Genomic DNA, 24,202 nt, shown 5'->3' with positions numbered 1-24,202 from the left:
GCAGCGTGACGCAGATCTCGCGTCACCGCGAAGCGGGAGTGCAATGAAGAGCAATCGAGACTATCGCCCGAGGCGGGGCGCGCTTCGCCGTGCTGCGGCACTCGGGGTGATGTTGATCCTCGGCGCTCCTGCGGGAGACGCAGACGCCGCCGCCCCGATCAAGGTCAGCGACGTGAGGCTCACGGCGCCGGACGAGGGCAAGGCCGAGATCGTGGTCGCGACGAGCGGCGAGCCGCGCTTCTCGGCGCGGGTCGCGGACGGCGGCAAGCGGCTCCTCGTCGACCTCGAGGGCGCGGAGGATGGCGGGGCGTCCGGCGCGATCACGAGCGGCAACGCGATCGTGGCCGGGGTGATGACGCAGGGGTTCGGCAAGGCGACCCAGCGGACGACGCGGGTGCTCGTGCAGCTCGCGCGTCCGGCTGCCTACCGGATCCGCGCCGAGCAGGGCGCGCTCGTGATCGAGCTCGCCGCCGCCGACGCGACGGCGCCGATGGCGGCGCGGGCCCCGGCCGGCCCCGCGGCGGCGGCGCCGGCGCGCGAGCCGGCGGCGATCACCGACGTGCGCTTCGAGCACCAGGCGACGCTCGATCGGGTCGTCATCGAGCTCTCGTCGATCCCGAGCTACCGCGAGTCGACGGGCAAGGGGGGGCGCCGCGTCATCGAGCTCAGCGGCGTCCGGCTCCCCGACGCCCTCCAGCGCAAGCTCGACGTCGGCGCCTTCGGCGGCCCGGTGCGGGCCATCTCGACGTTCCGGCGCAACAGCGACGGCTCCAGGGTCGTCGTCGAGGTCGAGCAGGCCGAGGGCGCCTCGGGCGTTGTCGCGCGCGAGGGCAACGCGCTCGTGCTGAGCGTCGCGAAGGGCGCGCTGCCCACGGCGCTCTCGGGGATCGGCGCCGACGGCGGCGCGGCGAGGCGGACCCGCACGGTGGCGCGCGAGGCGCTCCTCGACGACGCGGCGCCGAAGGTGGAGACCTCGTTCGAGGGCGCGGCGAGCAGCCAGGAGTCGCTCGTCGAGCCCGACCAGGCCGGCGCCTTCATGCCCGCGATCGCCGGGCAGCAGCGGCGGTTCACGGGGCGGCGCATCGACCTCGACCTGAAGGACGCGGACATCCACAACGTCCTCCGGCTGATCTCCGACGTGGGGCGGGTCAACATCGTGACCGCCGACAACGTGACCGGCACGGTCACCATCCGGATGCGCAACGTCCCGTGGGACCAGGCGCTCGAGACGGTGCTCCAGGCCAAGGGCCTCGGCGTCGTCCGGCAGGGCAACATGATCCGCGTCGCCCCGATCGCCGATCTCAACAAGGAGCGGGAGCTCGCGATCGCGCGGCGCAAGAGCGAGCTCCAGCTCGCCCCGCTCGAGACGCGGCTCATCCCGATCAACTACGCGGACGCCAAGGACCTCCAGGACCGCTCGAAGGACATGCTCTCGCCGCGCGGCTCGCTGGCGGTCGACGAGCGGACCAACGTGCTCATCGCGCGCGACGTCGCGGGGAACCTGAACCAGATCGAGGAGCTGGTCCGCTCGCTCGACACGCAGACGCCGCAGGTGCTGATCGAGGCGCGCGTGGTGGAGGCGACGAGCCGCTACGTGCGCGACATCGGCATCCAGTGGGGCGGCGACGGGACGTTCAGCGCGGCGACCGGCAACCCGACGGGGCTCGTCTTCCCCTCGGCGATCGGCATCGCCGGCGGCGCGACCGACTCGAACAGCCCGACCGGCGGCCTCTCGCCGTTCGCGAGCCAGGTCTCGAACCCGAACTTCGCGGTGAACCTGCCGGCCGTCGTCGGCGCCGGATCTGGCGGCGCGCTCGGCTTCACGCTCGGCTCGATCAACAACACCGTCAACCTCGGCGTCCGCCTCTCGGCGGCCGAGGCGAGCGGCATGCTGCGGGTCGTCTCTAGCCCGCGCATCCTCACGCTCGACAACCGGGAGGCGCGGATCAGCCAGGGGACGCTGATCCCGTTCTCGCAGATCAGCGCCCAGGGCGTGCAGACGACCTTCCAGGAGGCCAAGCTCCAGCTGCTCGTCAAGCCGCACGTCACGTCGGACGGCAGCGTCGCGATGCACGTGAAGATCAACCGCGACGAGCCCGACTTCAACCAGACGTCGGCCCGCGGCGACCCCACCATCCTGAAGCGCGAGGCGGAGACCGACCTCCTGATCATGGACGGGCACACGGCGGTGATCGGCGGGATCTTCACCCGCAACACCGGCCGGAACCTCGATCAGGTGCCGTTCTTCGGGGACATCCCGGTCCTCGGCCTCCTCTTCCAGCGGCGCCGCGCGAGCGACACGCGGAACGAGCTCGTCATCTTCCTCACGCCGCGCATCGTGAACCGCGCCGAGGCGCTCGGCCGCTAGCCCCTGGCGCGGCGCGCCTCGCCGCGCCCTCGACCCCCTCAGACGCGCTTGCGCCGGGCCGCCTCGCGCGGGGTCGGGGCGGTGTCCGTCACGACGCCGCGCAGCCACGCCCGCGCGGGATCGCCCTCGGTCCGGCTGTTCCACGCCATCGCGATCTCGATGGGCGGCAGCTCGAACGGCAGGTCGAAGGAGCGGAGCGGCACCAGGCTGGAGAACGCCCTACCGAGGCGCGTGGCCACGGTGGCCACGAGATCCGACGCGGTGAGGGCGTGCGGCACGAGGAACACGTGCGGCACCGTCATGGCCTCGTGGCGCGCGATCCCGCGCGCCGCGATGAGATCGTCCGCGACCCCGTCGTGGGCGCCGCCCCTGGGGACGACGACGTGCGGGAGGGCCGCGTAGGTCTGGAGATCGACGTGCCCGCGCGCCGTGGGGTGGCTCATGCGCGCGAGCCCCGCGAAGCGATCGTCGAAGAGGGGCGCGCGGCGCAGGTCGGAGGGGAGGCTCTCCTGCGGGAAGACGCCGATCGCGAGATCGATCTCGCCGCTCCGGAGCGCGTCGACGGCGCGGCCGTCGAGCGGGAGCAGGTGGAGCGCGAGCCTCGGTCCGCCCTGCGCGAGCGCCGCGTTGAGCCGCGGCATGAGGACGAGCTCCACGTACTCCGTGGCGGCGATCCGGAAGGTGCGATCGCTCGTCGCCGGGTCGAAGGCCTGCGCCGTCTCGCCGAAGAGGCCCGCGAGATCGTGGACGATCGCGGTGACCTGCGGCGTGATCGCCTCGGCGCGCGAGGTGAGCGCCATCTGCCGGCCGACCCGGACGAGCAGCGGGTCGGAGAAGAGCTCACGCAGCCGCGTCAGCGCGTGGCTCATGGCGGGCTGGCTGAGGCCCACCCGGCGGGCCGCGAGCGTCACGCTGCGCTCCTGCAGCAAGGCGTCGAGCGCGATCACCAGGTTGACGTCGATCGCCGAAAGATTCACTCCAGGAATATAAGACGAACAAAGTATCCACAGCGTGGATACTTTCGTTATCTTGCGCGGGCGCGCGGCGGACGTGGCGACGATGCGTGATCCTGCGCCTGTGGGCGCTGTCGTGCGGCCCGCGTGGCTGCTAGGGTCGCCCGCGGCTCGTCCCTGACCGGCGGTGCCTCGCGGAGACCATGACATCGCCCGTTCTGCTCGGGGGGATCGACTTCTTCCACCTCATGAACGATCGCGCCATGCGATCGCGCGGCCAGGCGGGCAACCACTGCCTGTTCGTCCTCGAGCTCGACGGTCGCCTCGACCTGGCGCGGCTCGCGGTGCGGCTCGAGCGCGCGACCCGGGCGCTCCCCGAGCTCCGGTTCCGGCTGGACAACAGCGTGCTCGGGCGGGCGGGGCGGCCCCGCTGGGTCGTCGATCACCACCGGCGCGCCCCAGGGCTGCGCCTCCACGAGGTGGAGGGCGAGCGCGAGCGCGCGGCGCGCATCGAGGCGCTGCTCGCGGACCGGACCTCTGCCGAGCGGCCGTGGGCGCTCGACGTCGTGCGCGAGGTGGGCGACGGCGACACGGTCGTCCTTCGCCACCACCATGCGCTGACGGATGGCAGGGGCGCGGATCGGCTCGTCGCCTGGCTGGGCTCCGGGAGCGGCGACGCGCCCGACGACCCGCCGCCGCGGCAGGAGCGGCACGACGCGCCGGAGCGCCTGCTGGCCGCCATGGACCGCGACGAGCGGGTCGCGCTGGCGCGCGCGTACAAGGCCCACGTGCTGTCGCTCGGCCGCGCGCCCATCCTGTCGCTCGCGCGCGCCTGTCCTGGGGTGCGGCCCTCGGCCTCTCGCGTCCTCCGGCTCACGCTCTCGGCGGAGGAGACGCGCGCCTTCGATCTCCGGGCGCGCCAGCGAGCGCGGCTCGCCGAGACGAGCCTCATGCTGATCGCGGCGACGCGGCTCGCCGACCGGGCGCTCGCGGCCCGCGGCTTCGCCCCGCCGCACCACGTGATCCCGCTGCCCCTCTCGCTCGACCCCAAGGGGGGCGCGCGGCGGCTCTTCGGCAATCACCTCACGATGGCTCTGCTCTCGCTCGGCCGTGACGAGCTCCACGACGACGCGCGCGCGGTGGCCCGCCTGGCCGAGCAGCAGCGCGCCGTGGTGCGCGACAGGCTCGATCTCGCCATGATCGCCGCGCTCGATCTGGCCCGCTGGCTCCCCGGCCCGATCTACCGCTGGCTGGGGGATCAGCCCTTCCAGGGAGAGCTCGCCTCGCTGATCGTCTCGAACCCCGGCGCTGTGACGGTGGAGCGGTTCGCGGGGCTCCCTGTGCGCTCGGCGTACCCGCTGCCCGCGGTCGTCGCGCCGCCCGGCTTCCAGGTGATCTTCAGCCGCTTCGGCGGTCGCCTCTCGGCGTCGATCATCCACGGCGACGGGCTGCTCCGCCCGGACGAGGTGGAAGCGATGCCCGGCGCGCTCCGCGCCGAGCTGCTCGGAGAGCCCGCGCCGCCGGTCGGGGCCGCGGTATAAGGGCTCTCGTCATGCGCACGTTCGATATCGTGATCATCGGCAGCGGCATCGCCGGCGGCTTCCTCGCGCGGCAGCTCCGCCTCGCGTGCCCCGACCTCGGGGTCCTCGTGCTCGAGGCCGCCGAGGCGATGGAGGATTACAAGGTCGGCGAGAGCACGGTGGAGGTCGCGGCGAACTACATGGTTCGCCGGCTGAACCTCGGCACGTACCTCTACCAGCACCAGCTCCCCAAGAACGGGCTCCGCTTCTTCTTCGACTCTCCGGGCAAGGACCTCCCGCTGCCCCGGATGAGCGAGATCGGCTCCGACCACATGCCGTTCCACCCGAGCTTCCAGCTCGAGCGCGCGCGGCTGGAGCGCGATCTCGTGACCATGAACCGCGCCGCGGGCGCCGAGGTCGAGCTCGGCGCCAAGGTGGTCGACGTCGCGATCGACGGGCGCGGGCGGCACACGGTCGTCTACGAGCAGGGCGGTGAGCGGCGCGAGGTCGCCTGCCGCTGGGTGTGCGACGCCTCCGGTCGGCGGCACGTCCTCTTCCGCAAGCTCGGCGTGAAGGTGCACAAGGAGGCGCGGCTCAACACGGCGGCCGCGTGGGGCCGCTACCGCGGCGTCGCGGGGCTCGATGCGGTCACCGACGCGGCGTGGCGGTCGCGCGCGCGGTACACGTCGCGCCACCTGTCGACGAACCACTTCATGTACGACGGGTACTGGATCTGGTTCATCCCGCTCGCCGGCGATCTGATGAGCGTGGGCGTCGTGTTCGACAAGGACCGGATCGGCGCCGGGAACACGCCGGCCGGGAACGCGCCGGCCGGGGCGCTGCCCGGGCCGCGCACGCGCGCGGAGTTCGAGCGCTTCCTGGGCGCCCACCGCGCCGCGCGCGACCTGCTCGAGGGGGCGGAGCTCGAGGACTTCCAGAGCTATGCCCACCTGCCGTACCACGCCGAGCAGTACTTCTCGACCGACCGTTACGCCGTCACCGGCGAGGCCGGCGCGTTCACCGATCCCTTCTACAGCCCCGGATCCGATTTCATCGCGACCGCGAACGAGTTCATCACGCAGATGATCCTCTCCGACGTCCGCGGCGACCGCGCCGGGTTCGAGGAGAGGGTCGCGGCCTACGACGCGTACTACCGGTTCAAGTACGACAGCACGCTCCGTCTCTATGAGCGCATGTATCCGGTGTTCGGCTCCTTCGAGCTCTATCGGTTGAAGTACCTCCTCGACTTCAACAACTACTACAACCTCGTCGTCTGGCCGTTCATGGCCGACCGGGTGACCGACGTGGGTTGGATCCGGGAGGAGCTCAAGTTCACCGATCTCGTGCTGCGCGCCCTATCGACGATGGGCGAGCACCTCGCGTCGCTGGCGAGCGACCTGCGCGCGCGGGGGGAGTACTTCGCGCAGAACGAGGGGCGCTTCGCCAACGGGCTGAACGGCGTTGCGCAGCTGGAGACGCGGCTCGGACCGGCCATCGACGAGCGGTTCCGGCGGGAGCAGGTCGACCGGGCGTACGGGAGCGTCTTCGCGGCGCTCGTCGAGAGGCGGCTCGGCGAGCAGGGCCTCTCCGACCGCGCTCGGCTCGTCTCGGAGCTCACGCTCCCGCAGGTGCTCGTGTTCCGGGACATCACGCCCGAGCGGCTCGCGCGCCTGCTCCAGCGCATCGGCGAGCGGATGACCAGGGAGCTCCGCGACGAGCTCCCGGACGCAGGGATCGAGCGGATCGAGCTCGGCGCGGGCGGCGTGATCTCCGTGACAGGGCCTGCCGCGGGGACCGAGGCGCATGCCAACGCCCTGTCCCGGGCACAGGCGCTCTGGGACGCCTCGGCGGGATCGCTCGCCCACATCGCCCTCTGAGCCTGCTTTCGCGGCCTTCGGGGCCCCGGTCGTCGCCGGGGGCGAGCGCCTTGCGGCAGCCTCGACGAGCTCGCCGCGGTTTCTCCTGTACGCGCGCCCGTTCCGCAGTATCACACCGGCCGATGCGGTGGAGAGCAGCAGGTGGGCGTCTTGGTCAGTGGGCGATCTCTGTGGCGCTGTCGATGGGCGCTGTCGGCGCCTGCGTCGGCGCGGTCGCCGAGGGCGGCGCGCCGCCGCGGCAGGAGCCGCCGGATCAGGGGTGGATCACGGCGGCGACGCCTGACGCCGGCGGCGCTCCGCGGTGTCCGCACGGCGCGCTGGAGGATCCTCACCGTGGCTTCGTGCGGTGCCTAGAGCCGGGCGAGGCGGATGCCGGCTGGCTCCCCCCGTCGCCGCAGCCCGAGCCGCCCCCTCCCGACGGCGGCGCCCCGCCGCCTGACGGCGGCGCCCTCCCTCCCGACGGCGGTGTTCCCGGCGATGCCGGCCCCATCGACGGCGGCGTACCCGACGCATCGATCGTGTCGGCCCCGCCCCCTCTCGTGGAGGTCAAGGAGCCCGAGTTCATGAACGGCGACGTCCCGAACGTGGCCAAGCGTCTAGAAAAGGTCGCCCCCGACCTGGCGAAGTGTGTTGCCGACAATGGCGGCCTCTCTGGCGCGTCGGGCAGCATCAAGGTCCAGTTCCTCGTCCGGGTGCGCGGCCGCGCCGAGGGGGTCGAGATCCTCGACTCTCGGGGCATCACCCCCGACGCGCAGCGCTGCATCCGTCAGCTCCTGAAGAACAAGCCCATCGGCACCCCCAGCGCCGACCCCGTAGGCGTGACCGTCTCCCTCTCCCTTCGCGCCCCGAAATAACGCTCCCTTACAAAGACCCGAGCCACGTCATCCCGCGCGCGACCCCCGCCGGGACCACGACCCCCATCGGCCGCCCCGCCCCTTCCAAAGGCCCCCTTACAAAGAGCCAGGGCGGGCGGGGGTGGTGCGCGAGCGGGCGGCGGGGGTGGGCCCCACGAACCCCGAGGGCCGGCCCGCCCCGCAGCGCCCCCTCTCTGACCGAGTCTCCCGTCCAGCGCGCCCATAGCCCCCCAAAAGGCCCGAGTTCGTGGGGGGACCCCCGCCGCCCGCTCGCGCACCACCACCGCCCGCCCTGGCTCCGTCGCCCCTTGGGTTGACGCAGCCCCCACGGACTCTATCCTGCCGCGCCGCTGTGCCCGACCCGATGCTCACCCGCGAGATCGCCCGTCGAAAGACGTTCGCGATCATCTCCCACCCCGACGCTGGCAAGACCACCCTAACCGAGAAGCTCCTGCTGTACGGAGGCGCCATCCAGCTCGCCGGCGCCGTGAAGGCCAAGAAGGCGCGCGCCCACGCCGTGAGCGACTGGATGGAGATGGAGCGCGAGCGCGGCATCTCCATCTCGACCAGCGTTCTCCAGTTCCCGTACAAGGGCCGCCTCCTGAGCCTGGTCGACACCCCCGGCCACGCCGACTTCAGCGAGGACACCTACCGCGCGTTGATGGCGACCGACGCTGCCATCATGATCCTCGACTGCGCGAAGGGCGTCGAGACGCAAACGAAGAAGCTCTTCCGTGTCTGCAAGCTCCGGCAGATGCCGATCTTCACCTTCGTCAACAAGCTCGACCGCCCCGGTCGCGACCCGTTCGAGCTGATCGGCGAGGTCGAGGAGGTCCTCGGCATCGGCGTCTACCCCGTCACCTGGCCCATCTCGGCGGGCGGCAAGTTCCGCGGCGTCTACCATCGTGAGCGCAAGCAGGTCTTCCTCTTCGAGCTCGTCGCGCACGGCGCCGAGATCGCCCCGATGGAGGTCGTCTCGCTCGACGCGCCCGAGCTCGTCGAGGCGCTCGACGAGGAGGGCGCCCGCCAGCTGCGCGAGGACATCGAGCTCATCGACGCCGCCGGCGACGCGCTCGATCGCGACAAGCTCGCCCGCGGCGAGGTCACGCCCATGTTCTTCGGCAGCGCCATCACCAACTTCGGCCTGCCGCAGTTCCTGGACGCCTTCATCGAGCTCATGCCCCCGCCCGCGCCGCGCGGCAGCGACAAGGGCCCCATCGCCCCGGACGACGACCGCTTCACCGCGTTCGTCTTCAAGATCCAGGCGAACATGGACCGGGCTCACCGCGACAGGATCGCGTTCCTCCGCGTCTGCTCCGGCCGTTACGAGCGCGGGATGAAGGTGCACCACGTGCGCCTCGACCGCGACATCCGGCTCACCAACCCGGTGCAGTTCATGGCCCAGGAGCGCACGCTCGTGGAGGACGGCTTCGCGGGCGACATCATCGGCGTCTTCGACCCGGGGCTCTTCCTCATCGGCGACTCGCTCTGCAGCGGCTCGCCCGTGAAGTACGCCCCGCTGCCGCAGTTCCCGCCGGAGCAGTTCGCCCGCGTCGTCATGATCGATCCCATGAAGCGCAAGCAGCTCAAGAAGGGGCTCGAGCAGCTCGCGCAGGAGGGCTCGGTCCAGCTCTTCCGGCCGCCTGAGGGGCGGGAGGGCGAGGCGATCCTGGGGGTCGTGGGCGAGCTCCAGTTCGACGTCGTGAAGCACCGCCTCGCGGCCGAGTACGGCGTCGACGCCCGGATCGAGCGGCTCTCGTTCAGCCTGGCCCGCTGGGTCGAGGGCGAGCCGGTGCCCCTCGCGGAGCTCGAGTCGAACCTCTACGGCTACGGCGCCCTCGACGTGCACGGGAACCACGTCGTGCTCTTCAAGGGCGACTGGCAGCTCGAGGCCTGCCAGAAGGCGTTCCCCAAGGCGCGCTTCGTCGAGCTCGGCGGCTCGATCACTCCAGTGTGACCTTCCGCCGCGCGCGGCCCTTATCGGCCGCGCGCGGCCTCACCGCTACTCCTGCGCGAGCAACGCCGGGAGGTGCCGCACGGACGGCGAGCCGTGGCTGAGCAGGCGGTCGTGGTAGGCGCGCTCGGTGAAGCCTGGCTTGCGCTCGTGCTCGGCGCGCAGGCGCATCATCTCGGTGAAGCCGTGGAAGTACGTGGTGAGCTGCGCGCTCGTGAGCCGGGCGCGCCGCCACTTGCCGACGGCCTCGCCTTCCTCCTGGAAGGCGTCCTTCGTCATGAGCGCGAGCGCCTCTTCCTCGCCCATGGTGCCCGCGTGCACCCCGTGGTCGAGGAGGGCGTTCACCGACATGCGAAGCACCATCTTCTGGCGCTGCATCCGCACCCTCGGGCCGCCGAAGCCGTGGTGGGCCATCAGCCACTCGGTGTAGACCGCCCACCCCTCGACGAACGGGCCGCTCGAGAAGACCGCGCGGAACTTCGAGGGGAACCTGTTGTTGTGCATCAGCTGCAGGAAGTGGCCCGGCATCGCCTCGTGGACGGTGAGGTCGGCGAGCATGCTCGAGTTGTACTCGCGGTAGAACGAGTCCACGCGCGCCTTCGGCCAGTCCTTCGGCGTCGGCGCGATCGCGAAGAACGTCTCCTGCTTCGCCTCGAGCGGGCCGGACGCGTCGCAGTAGGCGATCGCGACGCCGCGGCGGTACTCGGGCATCTCGATCACCCGGCAGGGCTCCTCCGGGATGCGCACGAGGTCGTGCGCGCGGACGAAGTCGGTCGCCTTCGCGAGGAGCTCCTCGGACGCCTTCACGATGGTCGCGTTCGTGGGGTGATCGGCCGCGAGCGCGTCGAGCACCTTCCGGATCGCGGCCATCTTCTCGTCCTGCGCCTCGACCCTCGGGAAGGGCTGCTTCCCGAAGAGCGCCGGCCAGAGCTCCCTCGAGGTCTCGAGCATCTCGGCGTGCGTCGCTGCGAGCAGCGCGCGGGCGCTCGCGACAACGCCGTCGATGTCGATGGCGGCGTCGTCCAGCGTGAACCGGAGCTTCTTCTCGAAGCGCGCGCGCCCCAGCCGGAAGTCGCCGTTGCTCCTCGGGAGCAGGTCCTTCTCGAGGAACGCCTGGAAGCCCTCGAGCGCCGCCGCCGCCGCCCTCGCGGCCGCGTCGAGCTCGGCCTGCTGCGCCGGGACCGACGCGAACAGCGCCGGGAGCTCGGACTTGCAGAGCGCGATGAGCCCCTTGTTCTGCGCGATCGCCGTCTCGGTGTGGATGCGCGGCGGCGCCGCCGTGAGGCGCTGCTCCGCAGCCCGCACGAGCGCGGGGACGCCCGAGAGGCGACCCCGGAGGCTCCGCAGGCGCTCCTCGAGCGGCGCGAAGCTCCTCGTGATCAGGGGATCGAGCCCGTCGCCGATGAGGCCCGTGTACACCATCGGGTTCCACGTCGCCTCGCGGAGCTCGTCGATCGCGAACAGCCAGGAGCGCAGCTGGTTCTCCATCATGGCCGCGTCGACGCGGCTCTCGACGCCCAGGCTCGCCGTGGGCAGCGCTCCGAGCTCGGCAAGCGCCGCCTCGATCGTGCGCCTGCGCGAGGCCTCGCCCTGCTCGGTGGCGTCCGGCCACGCGGCGTCGTACCGGTGGTCCCCCGCCTCGGTGGCGCGGACCGGCTCGTCGCGCAGGTACTCCTCGAGCACGCGCGCCGACAAGGCCGCGAGCGCCTGCTCGGCGCCCGCTTCGCCGGATCGAGCGTCGGCCGGGCTCACGACGGCCGCCTTCGTGACGGGCGGCGGGACGGCGCGCTCGGTCGACCCGCACGCGCAGAGCAGCGCGACGAGCAGGGGCAGGTGGGCGCGGAGCGATCTGCGGGAGAACGAGAGCTCATCGAAGAGACCATGGTGTCGCACCCACGCCTCCTAGCGCCAGCTCGCCGAGAAGGGAACGTGCCGAGCGGCGGCATCGGCCTCAGTGCGCGCTGCCGAGCGAGGCCTTCGCGAGGCGGGAGATGCCGTCCACATCGCCGTGCACCGCGTCGAGCAGCGGGCCGAGCGCGAGGCGGAGCGGCTTCGAGTTCGGGTGCCGGAGGATGCGCGCCATGCTCTCGGCCGCCAGCTCGTTCAGATCCTGCTCCGCGTAGCGATCGATGTGGGCGCTCGACAGCGCGAGGCCCGGGAAGGCGGTGCGGCAGAGCGCGTCGATCAGCTCCCCCGCGACGCCCGCCGCGATGTTCGCGGCGCCCAGCGCGGCCCGGGCCTTCTGCGCGCTGATCGCGCACGACTCCGTGCGCAGCTGGCTGATCACGGGCGAGCCGAGCACCGTGTGCCAGCGGGAGAGCTCGGCGGCCCGGCTCGCCTCGAACTCACCCGGCGGCGCCTCCGAGACGGGCAACAGCGCGGCCAGCTGATCGGCCGCGCCCGGATCGATCGCGACGCGGCGCACGATGATCAGGTCGTGCGCCCGCAGGCATCCGAGGAGCAGCCGCGTGGACGCGTCGCGCAGCAGCGGCGCGAGCGCGGCCGCGATCACGGTGGGGGGCGAGCCGATAAGCCCCGGGCTCGACCCCCGCGCGGCGCCCGCGCCGCCAGCGCGGGAGCGTGGCGCGCCGGAGCTCGGCGGCGAGCGCACGCTGATGGGCGGCGGGATGCTCGACGGCGTGTTGCGACCGACGGCCGGCGGCGCGCCGGGAGCCTGCGACAGGGCGCGGCTGCTGGCCGGCGACACGCCGGTGGGCCGGCTCACGCCGACCGGCGAGGGCTTGTTCGACTGCGTGCGCGCGCCCACGGTCCGCGTGGGATCCTGGACCGACGTCGGCTCGCCGCGCCGCGACTGCGTGGTGCGCTCGGTCACAACGTGAAGCGCCGCGAGCTCGATCGCGCGGAGCCCCGGGATGCCGCGCGGCGCGCGGTCCGCGATGGCCGCGGCGAGATCGGCCTCCTTGCCGAGGAGCGGCTGGTGCTCTGCGGCCTCGCGCAGCAGGTCTCCGGCGAGCTGCGCGCACCGCTCCGCGGCCCTGTCCGCGGCGCTCCGCGTCTGCGGCTCCTTGAAATAGAGCGTTAACTTTCCCCGCACGGTCTCCCGATGCGTGTCCGCCGTGACGACCTGCGACGCGCTCTCGACGTTGGCAGGTTCACGCCCCCCGAAAGGCCAGAATCCCATGCGCCCATTGTCGCGCGATCCTGGGCCCGGGCGCGAGCGCTTCGAGCGCTCGCGCCCTCACGCCCTCTCAATGGCGAGGCGGAACGGAGACATAGCGATTGCCGCGTTCGTAGAATCGCCACGGCTTCTTCGCCCACGCACCTGCATAGTCGACGTTGATGCGAGGCGACCTGCCGATGGGTCCAGCAGCCCGGGGAGCAGCGAGAGCTGCGCTCCGCAGACATCCATCCCGTACGCGGAGCGGTCGAGCCCCAGCGCCTTGCACAGCTTCCCCGGCCCGTTGGTGAGCTCGATCCGCCCAGGCGCGACGCCCCGCCGGCGGCTCATGAGCGGGAGGCCGATCATCGGCTCGATGGCGCGGATGAGGACAGCGTGCGGCTCTCCCTCCGAGGCCACGACGATGTTGAACGCCCAGTGCATGCCGTAGAGCTGGAACAGGTACGCATAGCCCGCCGGGCCAAACATGACCTCCGTCCGCACGGTCCGTCGCCCGCCCGCGCTGTGCGCGGCGAGGTCTTCCGGGCCGCGGTAAGCCTCGGTCTCGACGATGCGTCCTGCGGCGGTGCCCTCGGGCGTCGTGTGGACGAGCACCTTGCCGATGCACGCCCGCGCGACGACGAGCGCGGGGCGAGCGTAGAAGTCACGCGGCAGCGGCGTCGCTCCGTCGAGGAGCGCGGCGCCTTCGCTGGGCTCGGGGGTGGGGCGCACGGCGGGCTCCGCGCTCATTCATTCCGCGCGGGGGCGCGCCGCCCGGAAGCGCTTGTCGATGAACGAGAGCACGTCGTCGCGGTGCTTCCTGGCCTGGAACTCGTGGTGGAAGACCGCAGCGATCTCCAGGGCGGGCGTGATGACGTAGGTGATCCGCCGGGCGAGGCCGATGAGCGGCCAGAGGACGCCGTAGGCGCGGCACACGCTGCGATCGCGGTCGGCGATCATCGGGTAAGGGACCTGCTGCGCCTCGGCGAACCGGCACTGCGTCGTGTGGTCGTCGGTGCTGACGCCGACGATGCTGGCGCCCGCGAGCGCGATCTCGGCGTGGTTGTCGCGGAAGAGCTGGGCCTCGACGGTGCAGTCGGGCGTGAAGGCCTTCGGGAAGAAGTACACGACCGTGCAGAGCCCACCCTGCGCCGACAGCACGAAGCGCTGGCCGTCGATGGCCAGCGTGTCGATCTCCGGCGCGCGCTCGCCGACCTTCAGCATGCCGACGCAATCTGCCGCAAGTCGCCCCCGGAGTCGACTGTGGCAAGGCGCCGCGGCCACGCTCCGCGGCGTCCCGGCGGGGCCGTCAGCGTCCGTCGGGTGTCGTCAGGGAGCGTCGACCGTCATCGACCGTCTTCAGGCGTCTTCAACCGTCTTCAACTGTCGATTCCGAGCCGCTTCAGCCTGTAATAGAGGGTCGTGCGCTGCATGCCGAACTGCCGCGCGACCTCCGCCTTGTTCCCTCCGCAGCGGTCCAGCGCGGCGAGGAGCTCCCGCCGCTCGATGTCGTCGAGCTGGGAGCTCAGGTCGAGCCTTGGCCGGACGCACGCCGGCGCGGCGGGCTCTTTTCCGGCCGGGTCCGCCTCCGGCTCCGCCGGCGCGGCGGCCCTGGGCGCGCGCGCGGGCGGCTCGGCCGGCTGCGCGCGCGCCGTGAACGCGAGGTGCTCGGGCAGGATCACGTCGCCGCGCGACAGGATGGCGGCGCGCTCGACCACGTTCTCCAGCTCCCGCGTGTTCCCCGGCCACGCGTACGCCGCGAGCTTCGCGATCGCCTCGTCCGAGAGCGCGGTGGCCGCGCGGGCGTTGCGCCGCGCGACCTTGCGCAGGAAGTGCTCGGCGAGGGCGCGGATGTCCTCGCGCCGCTCCCGGAGCGGCGGCAGCCGGAGCGGGAACACCGAGAGCCGGGAGACGAGCTCGGGCAGCACGCCCGCGCGCGCCCAGGCTTCGTCGATGCCGGGCGTGAGCGACAGCACGACGCGCACGTCGACGCGCGTGGTCTCCGTCGACCCGAGCCGCTCGATCTCGCCGTCGGTGAGCACGCGGAGCAGCCTCGCCTGGAGCGAGGGCGTGAGCGGCGCCGGCTCGTCGAGGTAGATCGTCCCCCGGTGGGCGAGCTCGAGCCGGCCTGCGCGCTCGGCGAACGCGCCGTCGAAGGCGCCTCGCCGCCAGCCAAACAGCTCGCGCTCGAGCGTGTCGCCCCGGAACGCGGCGCAGGTCACCTTGACGAACGGCTGCTCTTCCCGCGGGGAGCCCACGTGGATCGCCCGGGCGACGACCTCCTTCTCCGCCCCTTCCTCTCCCTCGATCAGCACGTGCGTCGCCGCCTTCGCCACCTCGCCGATCCGGGCGGCGACCTCGCGCATGGCCTCGCTCTCGCCGGCGATCTCGCCGAAATCGATCGGGTCCCGCTGCTCGCGCTCGAGGTAGCCCGCGTACTGCGCGAGCTGCTCGCGCAGCCGCCGGTTCTCCCGGAGGGTGGCGACCCCCGCGATCGCCTGCCGGAGGATGACGGCGAGCTCCTTCGAGTTCCAGGGCTTCTGGACGTAGCGGTCGACCGCGCCCGAGTTGACCGCGTCGATGAGCACCGTCATGTCCGCGTAGGCGGTGAGCAGCACGCCCGCCGCGTCGGGCCGCCGCTCCTTCGCCTGCTTGAGGAACTCGATACCGCTCATCCCCGGCATTCGCTGGTCCGCCACGATCACCGCAGGATCGAGGCGGTCGAGGAGCGAGAGGGCCTCGTCGCCGCCCAGCGCATAATGGATCTTGAACGACTTCCTGAAGGCGAACCGGAACGCGTCGAGGTTGTCCTGCTCGTCGTCGACGACGAGGACGTCGAAGCTGTTCCAGTCCAGATCGCGCATCGGGTCGCCCTGCCTCCCAGAGTTACTACAGCTCGGCACGATCGCGACAGCGGAGGTGCGTGCTCGACGGGGGTGGGCGGCGCGGCGGCGCCCGGGCGCACGCGGACGCGCGCGCGTCCGCGTGCGCCCGGGCAGGCAGAGGCGAGCGCTCTTCCGACCGCGACGCCGGCGAGGTCGGGCGGATCGATTTCTCCGCCGGCCCGGAAATACGCGGTAAGCTCCGCCCCCGCCCGCGAAGAGGGCGGGCTGGGCGAGCCCCACACGGAGGAAGCCGGATCATGCTCGAGGACGTCATCAAGGAGCTGCGCGACGGGATCGAAAAGGCCATCGAAGCTCTCCGGCGAGACCTGGCGAAGGTGCGCACCGGGCGCGCGAACGCGGCCATGCTCGACGGCATCCGCGTCGACTACTACGGCGTGCCGACGCCGATCGTGCAGATGGCCACGGTGTCCGTGCCGGAGCCGCGGCTCATCAGCGTCAAGCCCTGGGAGAAGAACCAGGTGAAGGCGATCGAGAAGGCGATCCGGGAGAGCGATCTCGGCCTGAATCCCCAGGTGGACGCGGATCTCATCCGACTCCCGATCCCGCCGCTGACGGAGGAGCGGCGCAGGGAGATGGTGAAGCTGACGAAGAAGAACGGAGAGGACTGTAAAGTTGCCATCCGGAAGCACCGCCGGGACGCGAACGAGATGATCGACTCGCTCGAGAAGGACGGCGACGTCAGCGGCGACGAGGCCGACCGGGCCAAGAAGAAGGTCGACGACGTGGTGGCCGAGGGGACGAAGCTGGTCGACACGGTGATCGCCGGCAAGGAAAAGGACATCCTGGACGTGTGAGCGGGCTCTCGGCCGGGCGGGCGTCGGCGACCGACGCCTGGTAGGCCGGAGCCCCGTGCGGCCGCCCCTCCCGCAGCGCGCGATGGGGCCAGGCGCTTCGAGGAGCGCGCGATGCGCGGTGGGCGGCGTCGCCCGCCGGCAGCGCCCTTCGTGTCGTGACGCCGCGCGCGCCGAGCCCGGCCCGGCCTGATGATGCCTCGCAGCCTCGCTGTCCTGCGCTCGCGTGACCCGCGACCGTGCCCGCGCCGGCGCTCGCGTCCGAGCGCCGCGGGGCGAGGCGCGCCCGGGACCAGCCCAGCTCACAATGGGCCGTCCCGTGAAGCAAAGAAGTGAAAAAGAGGCTTGCGGTCCCCCCGGTCGGAGTCGGTAGGATCGGGAAGGTCGGCGAGTGGGCGTGCGAGGGCGTGACAAGAAGGCGCGAGAAGGCTCTGAAGACGCCCATTCGGGTGCGAGAGGCCCTGCTTGACAGGTTTTCGCTAGCGTGAAATGGTTGGTGTTCGAAGCCGAAGGCCCGGAGCCGTCTCAAGGATTCCCGAGGTTATGCGAGCGATCGCTTCAGGAATGACGGACGTTGGTCTCCAACGCGACCACAACGAGGACAGCTACGCCGTCCTGTCGGAGTACGATCTGTTCATCGTCGCGGACGGCATGGGGGGCCACCGCGCGGGGGACGTAGCCAGCAAGCTGGCGACCGAGTCGATCGCGGACTTCTTCCGGTCCACGTCGCGGGAGGACGCCACCTGGCCATTCCACTTCGACACCAGCCTGTCGGAGGAGGAGAACCGGCTCCAGGCGGGCATCCGGGTCGCGAACCGCCAGATCTTCGAGCGCAGCATCCGGTCGCGCGACTGCGCCGGGATGGGCACGACGGTCGTGGGGGCGCTCTTCTCGAAGAAGAAGAACCGGATCTACGTCGGCCACGTCGGCGACAGCCGCGCGTACCGTGTCCGCAAGGGCTCGATCAGCCAGCTGACGCGCGATCACTCGCTGTTCAACGACTACATCATGGCGATGCCCGAGCTCACCGAGGAGCAGCGGGCCGAGCTTCCGCGCAACGTCATCACCCGCGCGCTCGGGATGCACGACAGCGTCTCCGTGGATCTGCTCAGCGATGAGCCGCAGCCCGGCGATGTCTACCTGCTCTGCTCCGACGGCCTGAGCGGGATGCTCTCGGACGACCAGATCCTCCACATCGTGAGCTCGACCGAGGAGGTCCCGGAGATGTGCCGCCGCCTCATCGCCAAGGCGAACGAGAACGGCGGAGAGGACAACATCACGGCGCTCGTGATCCGGATCGACGAGCAGGACGACGCCGAGCTCCCGAACAGCGCGACGATCGGCCCGCCCGCCGACTCGCAGCAGGTCAGCATGGGCGATCGGTCGACGGTCCCCGCGGTGTCGGCCTCGCGCTCCGAGAAGAGCTGACGCGCGGGGCGCGCCCCCCCGCGCGCCGCCTGTCAACAGCTAGCCGCCAGCGCCGTTCAGCCTCCGCAGCTGTCGAAGGCCAGGACGCCCAGCCTGAGCTGGCATATCTCGCCTTCGTTCAGCATCGCCGGGCACTCGAAGCCGACCCAGATCTTGCCCGCGTCGACCCCCTGCTTGCCCGCGAACCAGAACTTACACGGGGCCGCGGTATCGGAGTAGAAGGTCTGGCCCCCCGTCTTCGCCGAGGAGAAGCTGATGCTGCCGGTGGCCGGCGCGTCCTGGGTCGCCGCGGGGGAGATGGCGTCGATCTTGACGTGGATCTCCGCCGCTTCGGCGGGGTTCTTGGCCACCGCCGAGACGGAGAAGGTGCCCGAGCCGGACACGGAACAGTCGACCGAGGCGTCGTCCTCTCCGTCGGTGACCAGCCGGACCTTCTGGTCAGAGGACACCTCGCCGAGGATCGCCCGGTGCCCCGGTGCGGAGCAGTCGGCGCCAGGGTCGGCGAAGTTCATGGTGTAGGCGCCGCGCGGGGTCGACGGCTCCGCGCCGCTGCAGCCGAGGCCGAGGAGGGGGAGGAGGCCGAGCACGGGCACGAAGCCGAGGCGAGCGAGACGCATGGAAAGCTCCGGTGGTAGGTGGCGGCCCCGAGGCCGCTCCTCGCTTCTATCGTACTCGGGGGCCCGCGATCAAACGGCGGCCGCGCCGCGCGTGTTCACGCGCGCTTACGTGCCCGTCGCGCGCGCGTCGTCCAGCGCCTGGGCGACGTCGTTCCAGAGGTCCTCGCTGGCCTCCAGGCCCACCGAGAGCCGGAGGAGGCCGTCGGCGATGCCGAGCGCCTCCCGCGCCGCCGCGGGCACGGAGGCGTGGGTCATGAGGGCGGGGTGCTCGGCGAGCGACTCGACGCCGCCGAGGCTCTCGGCGCAGGCGAAGATCGCGAGCCGCTCGAGGAACCGCGAGGCGACGGGGAGGCCGCCGCGCACGAGGAACGAGATCATCGCCCCGGGCGCGCGCATCTGCCGCGCGGCGAGCGCGTGGCCGGCGTGCGTGGCGAGGCCGGGATAGTGCACCGCCTGGACGGCGGGGTGCTCGGCGAGCCGCTCGGCGATGAGCGCGGCCGACGCGCACTGCTGGCGCACGCGCACGCCGAGCGTCTTGATCCCGCGGAGCACGAGGTAGCAGTCGAACGGGCTCGGGACGGCGCCGATCGCGTTCTGCAGGAACCCGACCCGCTCCGCGAGCGCGTCCTCGGACGTGACCAGCGCGCCGCTGACGACGTCCGAGTGCCCGTTCAGGTACTTGGTGCTCGAGTGCGCCACGACGTGAGCGCCGAGGTCGAGCGGCCGCTGGAGCACCGGCGTTGCGAAGGTGTTGTCGACGACGAGCAGCGCCCCGTGCGCGCGCGCGATCTCGGCGAGCCCTGCGATGTCGAAGATCTTGAGCATGGGGTTCGTCGGGGTCTCGATCCAGATCATCCGCGTGGCCGGGGTGAGGGCCTTGCGGACGACGTCGAGGTCGCTCATGTCGACCGAGGTCGAGGCGAGGCCCATCGGCCGCATGACCTTGTCGAAGAGCCGGAAGGTGCCGCCGTAGACGTCATCGCCCGAGAGCACGTGATCTCCTGGGCGGAGCGTGTGGAGCAGGGTCGCGGTCGCCGCGGAGCCGCTGCCGAACGCGAAGCCATGGCGCCCCCCCTCGAGTGCGGCGACGCACGCCTCGAGCGCCTTGCGGGTGGGGTTGCCGCTGCGGGAGTACTCGAACCCCTTGTGGTGGCCCGGCCGCTCCTGGGCGAAGGTGCTCGAGAGGACGATCGGCGTCATGACCGCGCCGCTCGTCGGATCCGGCGGCTGTCCGGCGTGGATCGCGAGCGTGTCGAGGCCGAGCTTGTCGTGACCTAGGTGGGGCTTCATGCGGGCGAGACTTATCTCATGCGCCGCGTGCGTCCACGGTTTTGGCGCGCAGGAGGGCCGCGTCAGCGCGCCGCCTCGGGGCCATCCGGAGCGGCCGCGTCGAAGGCGTCGAGCAGCGCCCGCGCCGTCCCGACGCGGCGCTCCGGATCGCGATCGAGCGCGCGAGCGAGCGCCCGGCGCTGGCCCGGCGAGAGCGCGTCCGTGGCGGAGAGCGCATCGAGGCAGAGGCCGGATTCGCTGATCTCGACGAGCGCCGCGGCCTGCTCGCGCGCGCGCGTGAGGGGCGCGCCGGTGGCGAAGGCGACGAGGGTCGCCGCCATGGAGTAGACGTCGCCGCGCTGGGTCGGCGGGGATTCGCCGCGGGCGATCTCGGGGGCAACGAAGGGAACCGTGCCCCGGTCGGCGGTCTCGAGGTCCGGATCCATGTCGCGGAACCGCGCGGCCCCGAGGTCGACGAGGCCGACGTCGCCGAGCGGGCCCAGCAGCACGTGATCGGGGCCGAGATCGCCGTGAACGAAGCGGATCGGGCCTCCGGCATCCTCGAGCTCCTGGAGCTCGGCGAGCGTCTCGATCGCGGCCCTGGCGACGTGGGTGATGAGCGACGCGGGCGGCGGCCGGCCGCGGCCGCGCCATCCGTCGAGCACGTCGCGGAGGGAGGTGCCCTCGCGCCGGCTCTCGAGGAGGAACGGGCCATGGCGATCGGCGCCGACGCGCGCGAGCGCGGGCAGGGCAGGGTGGCGGACGAGGGAGAGGGCCTTCGCCTCGCGGACCATGGCGGCCCGCCCCGCGCGCTCGTGGAGGACGCGGGGGACGAGGCGCTTGCACACGAGCGTGGGGCCGGGCGGCGAGCCTCCGAGCCGGACAAGCGCGACGTCGAACGTGGCGCCGGCGCCGAGGTGCTCGATCAGCTGGGTGCCGTCGGGAGCGGGGTAGGGCATGCCGGCCGCCTGTGGCCCCTCACGCGCCCGCTTGCTGGGCAGCGACCAGCTCGTCGCACTCGCGAAGCCACGCCTGCGCCTCCTTTGCGCCGTCGCCGCCGCGGAGGGCGAGCGGCCACCGCGCGTCGCGCCAGCGCGCCGCGAACTCGGCCCAGCGCGCCGGCGCCTCGCGGCGCCCGGCCAGGGCGGCGACCCTGTCATCGATGCTCTGGAACGGAAACACCGGCTTGCCGAGACCGAACCGCGCCTGCACCCAGTGGACCACGCCGATGCGGAGCCCGTACCGGCAGCGGCGGCTCTCCTCGTCGACGCCCACCACCGGCGACCTCCAGTCGAGGTGGATGTCGTCGAGCTCCGGCGGCCGCGGTTCGTGTTTGCCGACGCAGAGGTGGACCGCCTCCTGATCCGGCCGGTGCACCTCGCGCCAGCTGTCCGCGTCGCGCGGCTCGCCGCCCCGGAAGAGCTCCGCGACGCTCGCCGCGAGCGAGCCGAGCAGCGCGCCCCGCTGGTGCTCGATCCCCCCGAGGATCGTGTCGCGCGCCACGCGGCGGCCGCCCGCTCCCGCGAAGCGGTGGTCGAGGCGCTCGCGCATGGCCGCCGGCTCCACGTAGACCACTTTGAAACCGGCGCTCCCCCCGCACCAGACGTTGCGCAGATACCTGATCTGCCTCCACAGGTCGAGCGTTGGGTCGATGTCGCGGAGTCGCTCGAAGATGCGCACAACGACGTTGACGCATGTCGGCCCGAACCGGGTGAGCGCCTCGCCGAGGTCGCGTGGCTCGGGGGCGCCCCAGAACGCGTTGTCCAGGTTGAGCTCCGCCCCGTGGCAGCGCGCGAGCCGGTCGGCGAGGCTCCTCTCCAGCGCCTCGCGCAGCGGGCCCGCGAGCACAGCCACGTGCGGGCCGGCCCCGGCGTCGAGTGAACCGGTCATGCGACCATCGTATCACGCCTGCCCGCGCGGCTCCGAGCCGGGGCCCCGGCCGCCTGTGGGATGACGGCGCACCTGCACGGGAGGAGGGCGGCGGCCAACTTTTCTCCGCATCATGCGGCATATCACTGCGTTCAGCGCGAACGTGATAGAAGTCGTGGGCACCGGCATGGATCCCAAGATCTTGGAGATGCTCTTCATCGCCGTCAGCAACGGCGTCGCCCTCTTCATCGGCGCTTACCTGGCGCGGAGATCGGCAGATCTCAGCGCGGAGCGGCGGGCCGAGCACGAGGAGAGAGCGGAGCTCCAGAGACAGCGGCGAGAAGCGCTCTTGGAGCGACTGGCGCTCCAGCGGCGCGCGCTCGACGACTACGCGCGGATGATCGTCCGGTGGTCGTCGGTGCCTTCGTCCGGAGCGCCGCGCACGAAGGAGGAGGACCTCGCGGCGGACCAGGAGTCCATCGCGATGTACGCGCAGATGGCCAACGCGTACGGGAGTCGCCAGTTCGCCGAGCAGGCCGCCGCGACGCTGCACGCCGTGCGCGCCGGCCGGGGCAACGTCCAGGTGTTCCCGTTCGCCGTGCAGATCGCCTCCGCCTGCTACCAGGAGATGATCCGGGCGATCTCCGAGCTCGAGAAGGAGATCGGCCTGCCGGCGCCGCGGTCGCCCGCGCGGCCGTTCCTCCCGGACGAGGAGCTCGCGAAGGAGGCGACTCGGCTGTTCTCAAGGAACGTCGTGGAGCGCTCCGGGATCGATCTCGGCATGGTCGACCAGATCCTGGAGCGCGTCAGGGTGAACCCGTCGTCCGAGGAGACGGACAGCCCCAGGTAGCGCCCACGCCGCCGGCTTCACTGGCTCCATCCCGCCCGGATGAGCGCGTAGAAGAGGAGGAGCCGAGGCACCCGGAACAGCACCATGGTCAAGAAGTAGCGCAGCGGGATCCGGTACAGCCCGGACAGGTAGCAGAGCATCGAGAAGGGGATCGGCGAGATGCTCCCGATCGCGATCGCCCAGTACCCGTAACGTTCGAAGAGCCGGTCTATCCTGGGCCGCGTCCGCTCGATGCGCGCCGCGAAGAGGCGGAGCCGCGCGATGCGGCCGGCGAGGCGGTAACCCGTGCAGCCGCCGGCGAGCGAGGCGGCCGAGATGGCGATCAGGGGCGCGACCTGCGAGCCCCCCGACGTGATCGCGGTCAGCATGTAGAACTGCGGCGGGATCGGGAACGAGAACGCATCGGCGAGGAAGGTGCCGACGAACATCCCGGCGAGGCCGAAGCGGTCCACGAACCCGCGGCCGAGCGCGTCGAGCTGTTCGCGCGCGAGGTGCGCCGCGAGCGCGATCCCCGCGAAGAGCGCGGACAGGCTCAGCGCCAGCTGGATCAGCGTGCGCCACAGATCTCGCCGATCGCCGCGCGGGCGCGGCTCGCCCTGCCGAGGCGTCAGATCGCCTCCAGCCGGCGGCGCTGCAGCCGCTCGATGATCCGCCTGCTGCGGAGGGTGCTTTGAAATATCCGCGTCGCCTTCTCGAGGGCGTCGAGGAGCTTCTCCTCGGCGCCGTCTTTATCGACATAGGCGAAGGGCCGGTGCGCGTTGATGGCCTCGAACGAGTCCTTCTCGTCCTGATGAGCCGAATAGAAGATGACGGGCACTTCGGGCTGCAACTTGCGGATCTGGTCGCAGACCCAGAACCCCTCCTGCCCTGACATCCGCACATCGACGATCACCGCGCACGTGTCCTCGGTGAACGCGGCGACCCCGTCCACGGCCGAGGAGCATACGACGAGGCGATATCGCTTCGAGAGGAGGGCGCCGAGCGGCTGCCAGATGCTCCTGTCCCCGTCGACCAAGAGCACGAGAGGAAGCCGCGTGGAGTCGGGCGTCTCGCGATCCGCTCGCTCGCCTGGATCGGCTTCGAGCAGGGTGTCGGATTCCTTGGAGGGCATTCGTCGTCGATCGGGGAGGGCGCGTCAGGAGCCGCGATGACGCAATGTACCACGCCCGGCGCATCGGGCCAGCGCCGGGGCGCGCGGGGGCGGCAGCGGGAACCGAGATGACGTCGGCGCGGGGCCGAGGTGTTCGCGTTTCGGCGTTTCGCGCGCCGTCGCGCGGTGGGCGGCGGCCAGGGATTCGTCTATGCTCGGCGCGGAGGCGTGGCCTCATGGTGAGGCGCGCTGGCCTCCTGCAAAGCGCTGCTACCGTGCCGGGTCGCGCGCTCGCTTTCTTCTCGTGCGCTGACGCGGGCTGCCGGTCGGCAGCGGGTCGCCCACCGGGGAGAGTCGCCGTTCCACAACCGAGGTGAGCTGCCCATGAAGAACGCAGAACTCCGATCGATCTTGCCCGTCATCGCCGCCGTCCTCGGCCTCTTTGCCGCAGGGGCCGCAGGGTGCAAAGACGAAGAGATCCTGAACGCATGCAGCGAGCTCTGCAAGCACCGCATCCTCTGCGCGGAGGAAAACGATACTCCGCCGCCGAGCAAGACGAGCTGCGAGACCGCGTGCCTTGGCCTCGAGGGGAATGACCTCGTGGAGCGAACCGAGGAGTGCGTGAACGAGGCGTCCTGTGATTACGTCGCGTGCGCGGACCCTTGAGCGCGGCGTCCTAGCCCGCGCGCGGGAGGCGGGGGCGCCTCGCCTCCCGGACGGATGGCGCGGGGAGGGGCG

Annotated in this window: 21 protein-coding genes; 9 read left to right on the top strand and 12 right to left on the bottom strand. The window is 71.9% G+C overall.

Annotated features, from left to right (window positions below):
• The first annotated feature begins 43 nt into the window (after nt 1–43).
• Nucleotides 44–2,368: a type IV pilus secretin PilQ gene (locus tag POL72_RS11330; RefSeq protein ID WP_272095124.1), complete on the top strand. Its 2,325-nt coding sequence runs from the start codon at nt 44–46 to the stop codon at nt 2,366–2,368.
• Between the two features lie 38 nt (nt 2,369–2,406).
• Here the strand turns inward: POL72_RS11330 and POL72_RS11325 are convergent, their stop codons facing one another.
• The gene (locus tag POL72_RS11325; RefSeq protein WP_272095123.1) at nt 2,407–3,345 is read right to left on the bottom strand and encodes a LysR family transcriptional regulator; all 939 of its coding nucleotides are present in this window, start codon (nt 3,343–3,345) and stop codon (nt 2,407–2,409) included.
• 179 nt (nt 3,346–3,524) lie between these two features.
• Here POL72_RS11325 and POL72_RS11320 point away from each other — a divergent pair, with 179 nt between their 5' ends.
• The 4 genes from POL72_RS11320 (at nt 3,525) to POL72_RS11305 (ending at nt 9,529) form a co-directional block, all read left to right on the top strand.
• Nucleotides 3,525–4,862, top strand: coding sequence for a condensation domain-containing protein (locus tag POL72_RS11320; RefSeq protein ID WP_272095122.1), 1,338 nt, complete (start codon nt 3,525–3,527; stop codon nt 4,860–4,862).
• A gap of 11 nt (nt 4,863–4,873) precedes the next feature.
• Complete coding sequence (locus POL72_RS11315; protein WP_272095121.1) at nt 4,874–6,718, top strand: NAD(P)/FAD-dependent oxidoreductase; 1,845 nt, start codon at nt 4,874–4,876, stop codon at nt 6,716–6,718.
• Nucleotides 6,719–6,900: 182 nt separating this feature from the next.
• Nucleotides 6,901–7,572, top strand: a complete 672-nt coding sequence (locus tag POL72_RS11310; protein ID WP_272095120.1) for a hypothetical protein — start codon at nt 6,901–6,903, stop codon at nt 7,570–7,572.
• A gap of 364 nt (nt 7,573–7,936) precedes the next feature.
• Nucleotides 7,937–9,529 (top strand): peptide chain release factor 3, encoded by a 1,593-nt coding sequence (locus POL72_RS11305; RefSeq protein WP_272095119.1) that lies wholly within the window; start codon nt 7,937–7,939, stop codon nt 9,527–9,529.
• Between the two features lie 45 nt (nt 9,530–9,574).
• On the opposite strand, the gene POL72_RS11300 is transcribed toward POL72_RS11305, so the two are convergent.
• The 5 genes from POL72_RS11300 to POL72_RS11280 all read right to left on the bottom strand — a co-directional run bounded on the left by POL72_RS11300 (nt 9,575) and on the right by POL72_RS11280 (nt 15,508).
• Nucleotides 9,575–11,419 (bottom strand): DUF885 domain-containing protein, encoded by a 1,845-nt coding sequence (locus POL72_RS11300; protein WP_272095118.1) that lies wholly within the window; start codon nt 11,417–11,419, stop codon nt 9,575–9,577.
• A gap of 58 nt (nt 11,420–11,477) precedes the next feature.
• Complete coding sequence (locus POL72_RS11295; protein WP_272095117.1) at nt 11,478–12,668, bottom strand: hypothetical protein; 1,191 nt, start codon at nt 12,666–12,668, stop codon at nt 11,478–11,480.
• A gap of 57 nt (nt 12,669–12,725) precedes the next feature.
• Complete coding sequence (locus POL72_RS11290; RefSeq protein WP_308738113.1) at nt 12,726–13,376, bottom strand: DNA-3-methyladenine glycosylase; 651 nt, start codon at nt 13,374–13,376, stop codon at nt 12,726–12,728.
• Between the two features lie 18 nt (nt 13,377–13,394).
• Nucleotides 13,395–13,868 (bottom strand): peroxiredoxin, encoded by a 474-nt coding sequence (locus POL72_RS11285; RefSeq protein WP_272095116.1) that lies wholly within the window; start codon nt 13,866–13,868, stop codon nt 13,395–13,397.
• Between the two features lie 155 nt (nt 13,869–14,023).
• Nucleotides 14,024–15,508 carry a sigma-54-dependent transcriptional regulator gene (locus tag POL72_RS11280; protein ID WP_272095115.1) on the bottom strand — a complete coding sequence of 495 codons (1,485 nt, stop codon included), beginning with the start codon at nt 15,506–15,508 and terminating at the stop codon, nt 14,024–14,026.
• 278 nt (nt 15,509–15,786) lie between these two features.
• On the opposite strand from POL72_RS11280, the gene frr reads away from it, so the two are divergent.
• Nucleotides 15,787–16,344 (top strand): ribosome recycling factor, encoded by a 558-nt coding sequence (gene frr, locus POL72_RS11275; protein WP_272095113.1) that lies wholly within the window; start codon nt 15,787–15,789, stop codon nt 16,342–16,344.
• A 561-nt stretch (nt 16,345–16,905) separates the two neighbouring features.
• Nucleotides 16,906–17,769: a Stp1/IreP family PP2C-type Ser/Thr phosphatase gene (locus tag POL72_RS11270; RefSeq protein WP_276596419.1), complete on the top strand. Its 864-nt coding sequence runs from the start codon at nt 16,906–16,908 to the stop codon at nt 17,767–17,769.
• 56 nt (nt 17,770–17,825) lie between these two features.
• Here the strand turns inward: POL72_RS11270 and POL72_RS11265 are convergent, their stop codons facing one another.
• The 4 genes from POL72_RS11265 to POL72_RS11250 form a co-directional block, all read right to left on the bottom strand.
• Complete coding sequence (locus POL72_RS11265; RefSeq protein ID WP_272095110.1) at nt 17,826–18,386, bottom strand: hypothetical protein; 561 nt, start codon at nt 18,384–18,386, stop codon at nt 17,826–17,828.
• A 105-nt stretch (nt 18,387–18,491) separates the two neighbouring features.
• Entirely contained in the window at nt 18,492–19,676 is a 1,185-nt protein-coding gene (locus tag POL72_RS11260) for a cystathionine gamma-synthase (RefSeq protein WP_272095109.1), read from the bottom strand.
• Between the two features lie 62 nt (nt 19,677–19,738).
• Nucleotides 19,739–20,614, bottom strand: coding sequence for a protein kinase domain-containing protein (locus POL72_RS11255; RefSeq protein WP_272095108.1), 876 nt, complete (start codon nt 20,612–20,614; stop codon nt 19,739–19,741).
• Between the two features lie 19 nt (nt 20,615–20,633).
• Nucleotides 20,634–21,545, bottom strand: a complete 912-nt coding sequence (locus POL72_RS11250) for an acyl-CoA synthetase family protein (RefSeq protein ID WP_272095107.1) — start codon at nt 21,543–21,545, stop codon at nt 20,634–20,636.
• Between the two features lie 112 nt (nt 21,546–21,657).
• Between POL72_RS11250 and POL72_RS11245 the strand changes: the two genes are divergently transcribed.
• Nucleotides 21,658–22,374: a hypothetical protein gene (locus POL72_RS11245; protein WP_272095106.1), complete on the top strand. Its 717-nt coding sequence runs from the start codon at nt 21,658–21,660 to the stop codon at nt 22,372–22,374.
• Nucleotides 22,375–22,391: 17 nt separating this feature from the next.
• On the opposite strand, the gene POL72_RS11240 is transcribed toward POL72_RS11245, so the two are convergent.
• Complete coding sequence (locus tag POL72_RS11240; protein WP_272095105.1) at nt 22,392–22,826, bottom strand: YqaA family protein; 435 nt, start codon at nt 22,824–22,826, stop codon at nt 22,392–22,394.
• Between the two features lie 155 nt (nt 22,827–22,981).
• Complete coding sequence (locus POL72_RS11235; RefSeq protein WP_272095104.1) at nt 22,982–23,485, bottom strand: response regulator; 504 nt, start codon at nt 23,483–23,485, stop codon at nt 22,982–22,984.
• A gap of 363 nt (nt 23,486–23,848) precedes the next feature.
• Here POL72_RS11235 and POL72_RS11230 point away from each other — a divergent pair, with 363 nt between their 5' ends.
• On the top strand, nt 23,849–24,130 hold the full coding sequence (locus POL72_RS11230) for a hypothetical protein (RefSeq protein ID WP_272095103.1): 282 nt from the start codon (nt 23,849–23,851) through the stop codon (nt 24,128–24,130).
• Nucleotides 24,131–24,202: the final 72 nt, after the last annotated feature.

It is taken from the genome of Sorangium aterium (assembly GCF_028368935.1).
In the GTDB taxonomy this organism is placed as follows: Bacteria; Myxococcota_A; Polyangia; order Polyangiales; family Polyangiaceae; genus Sorangium; species Sorangium atrum.
The sequence above is the reverse complement of the archived record's forward strand: the minus strand, read 5'-3'. Positions and strand labels throughout refer to the sequence as shown.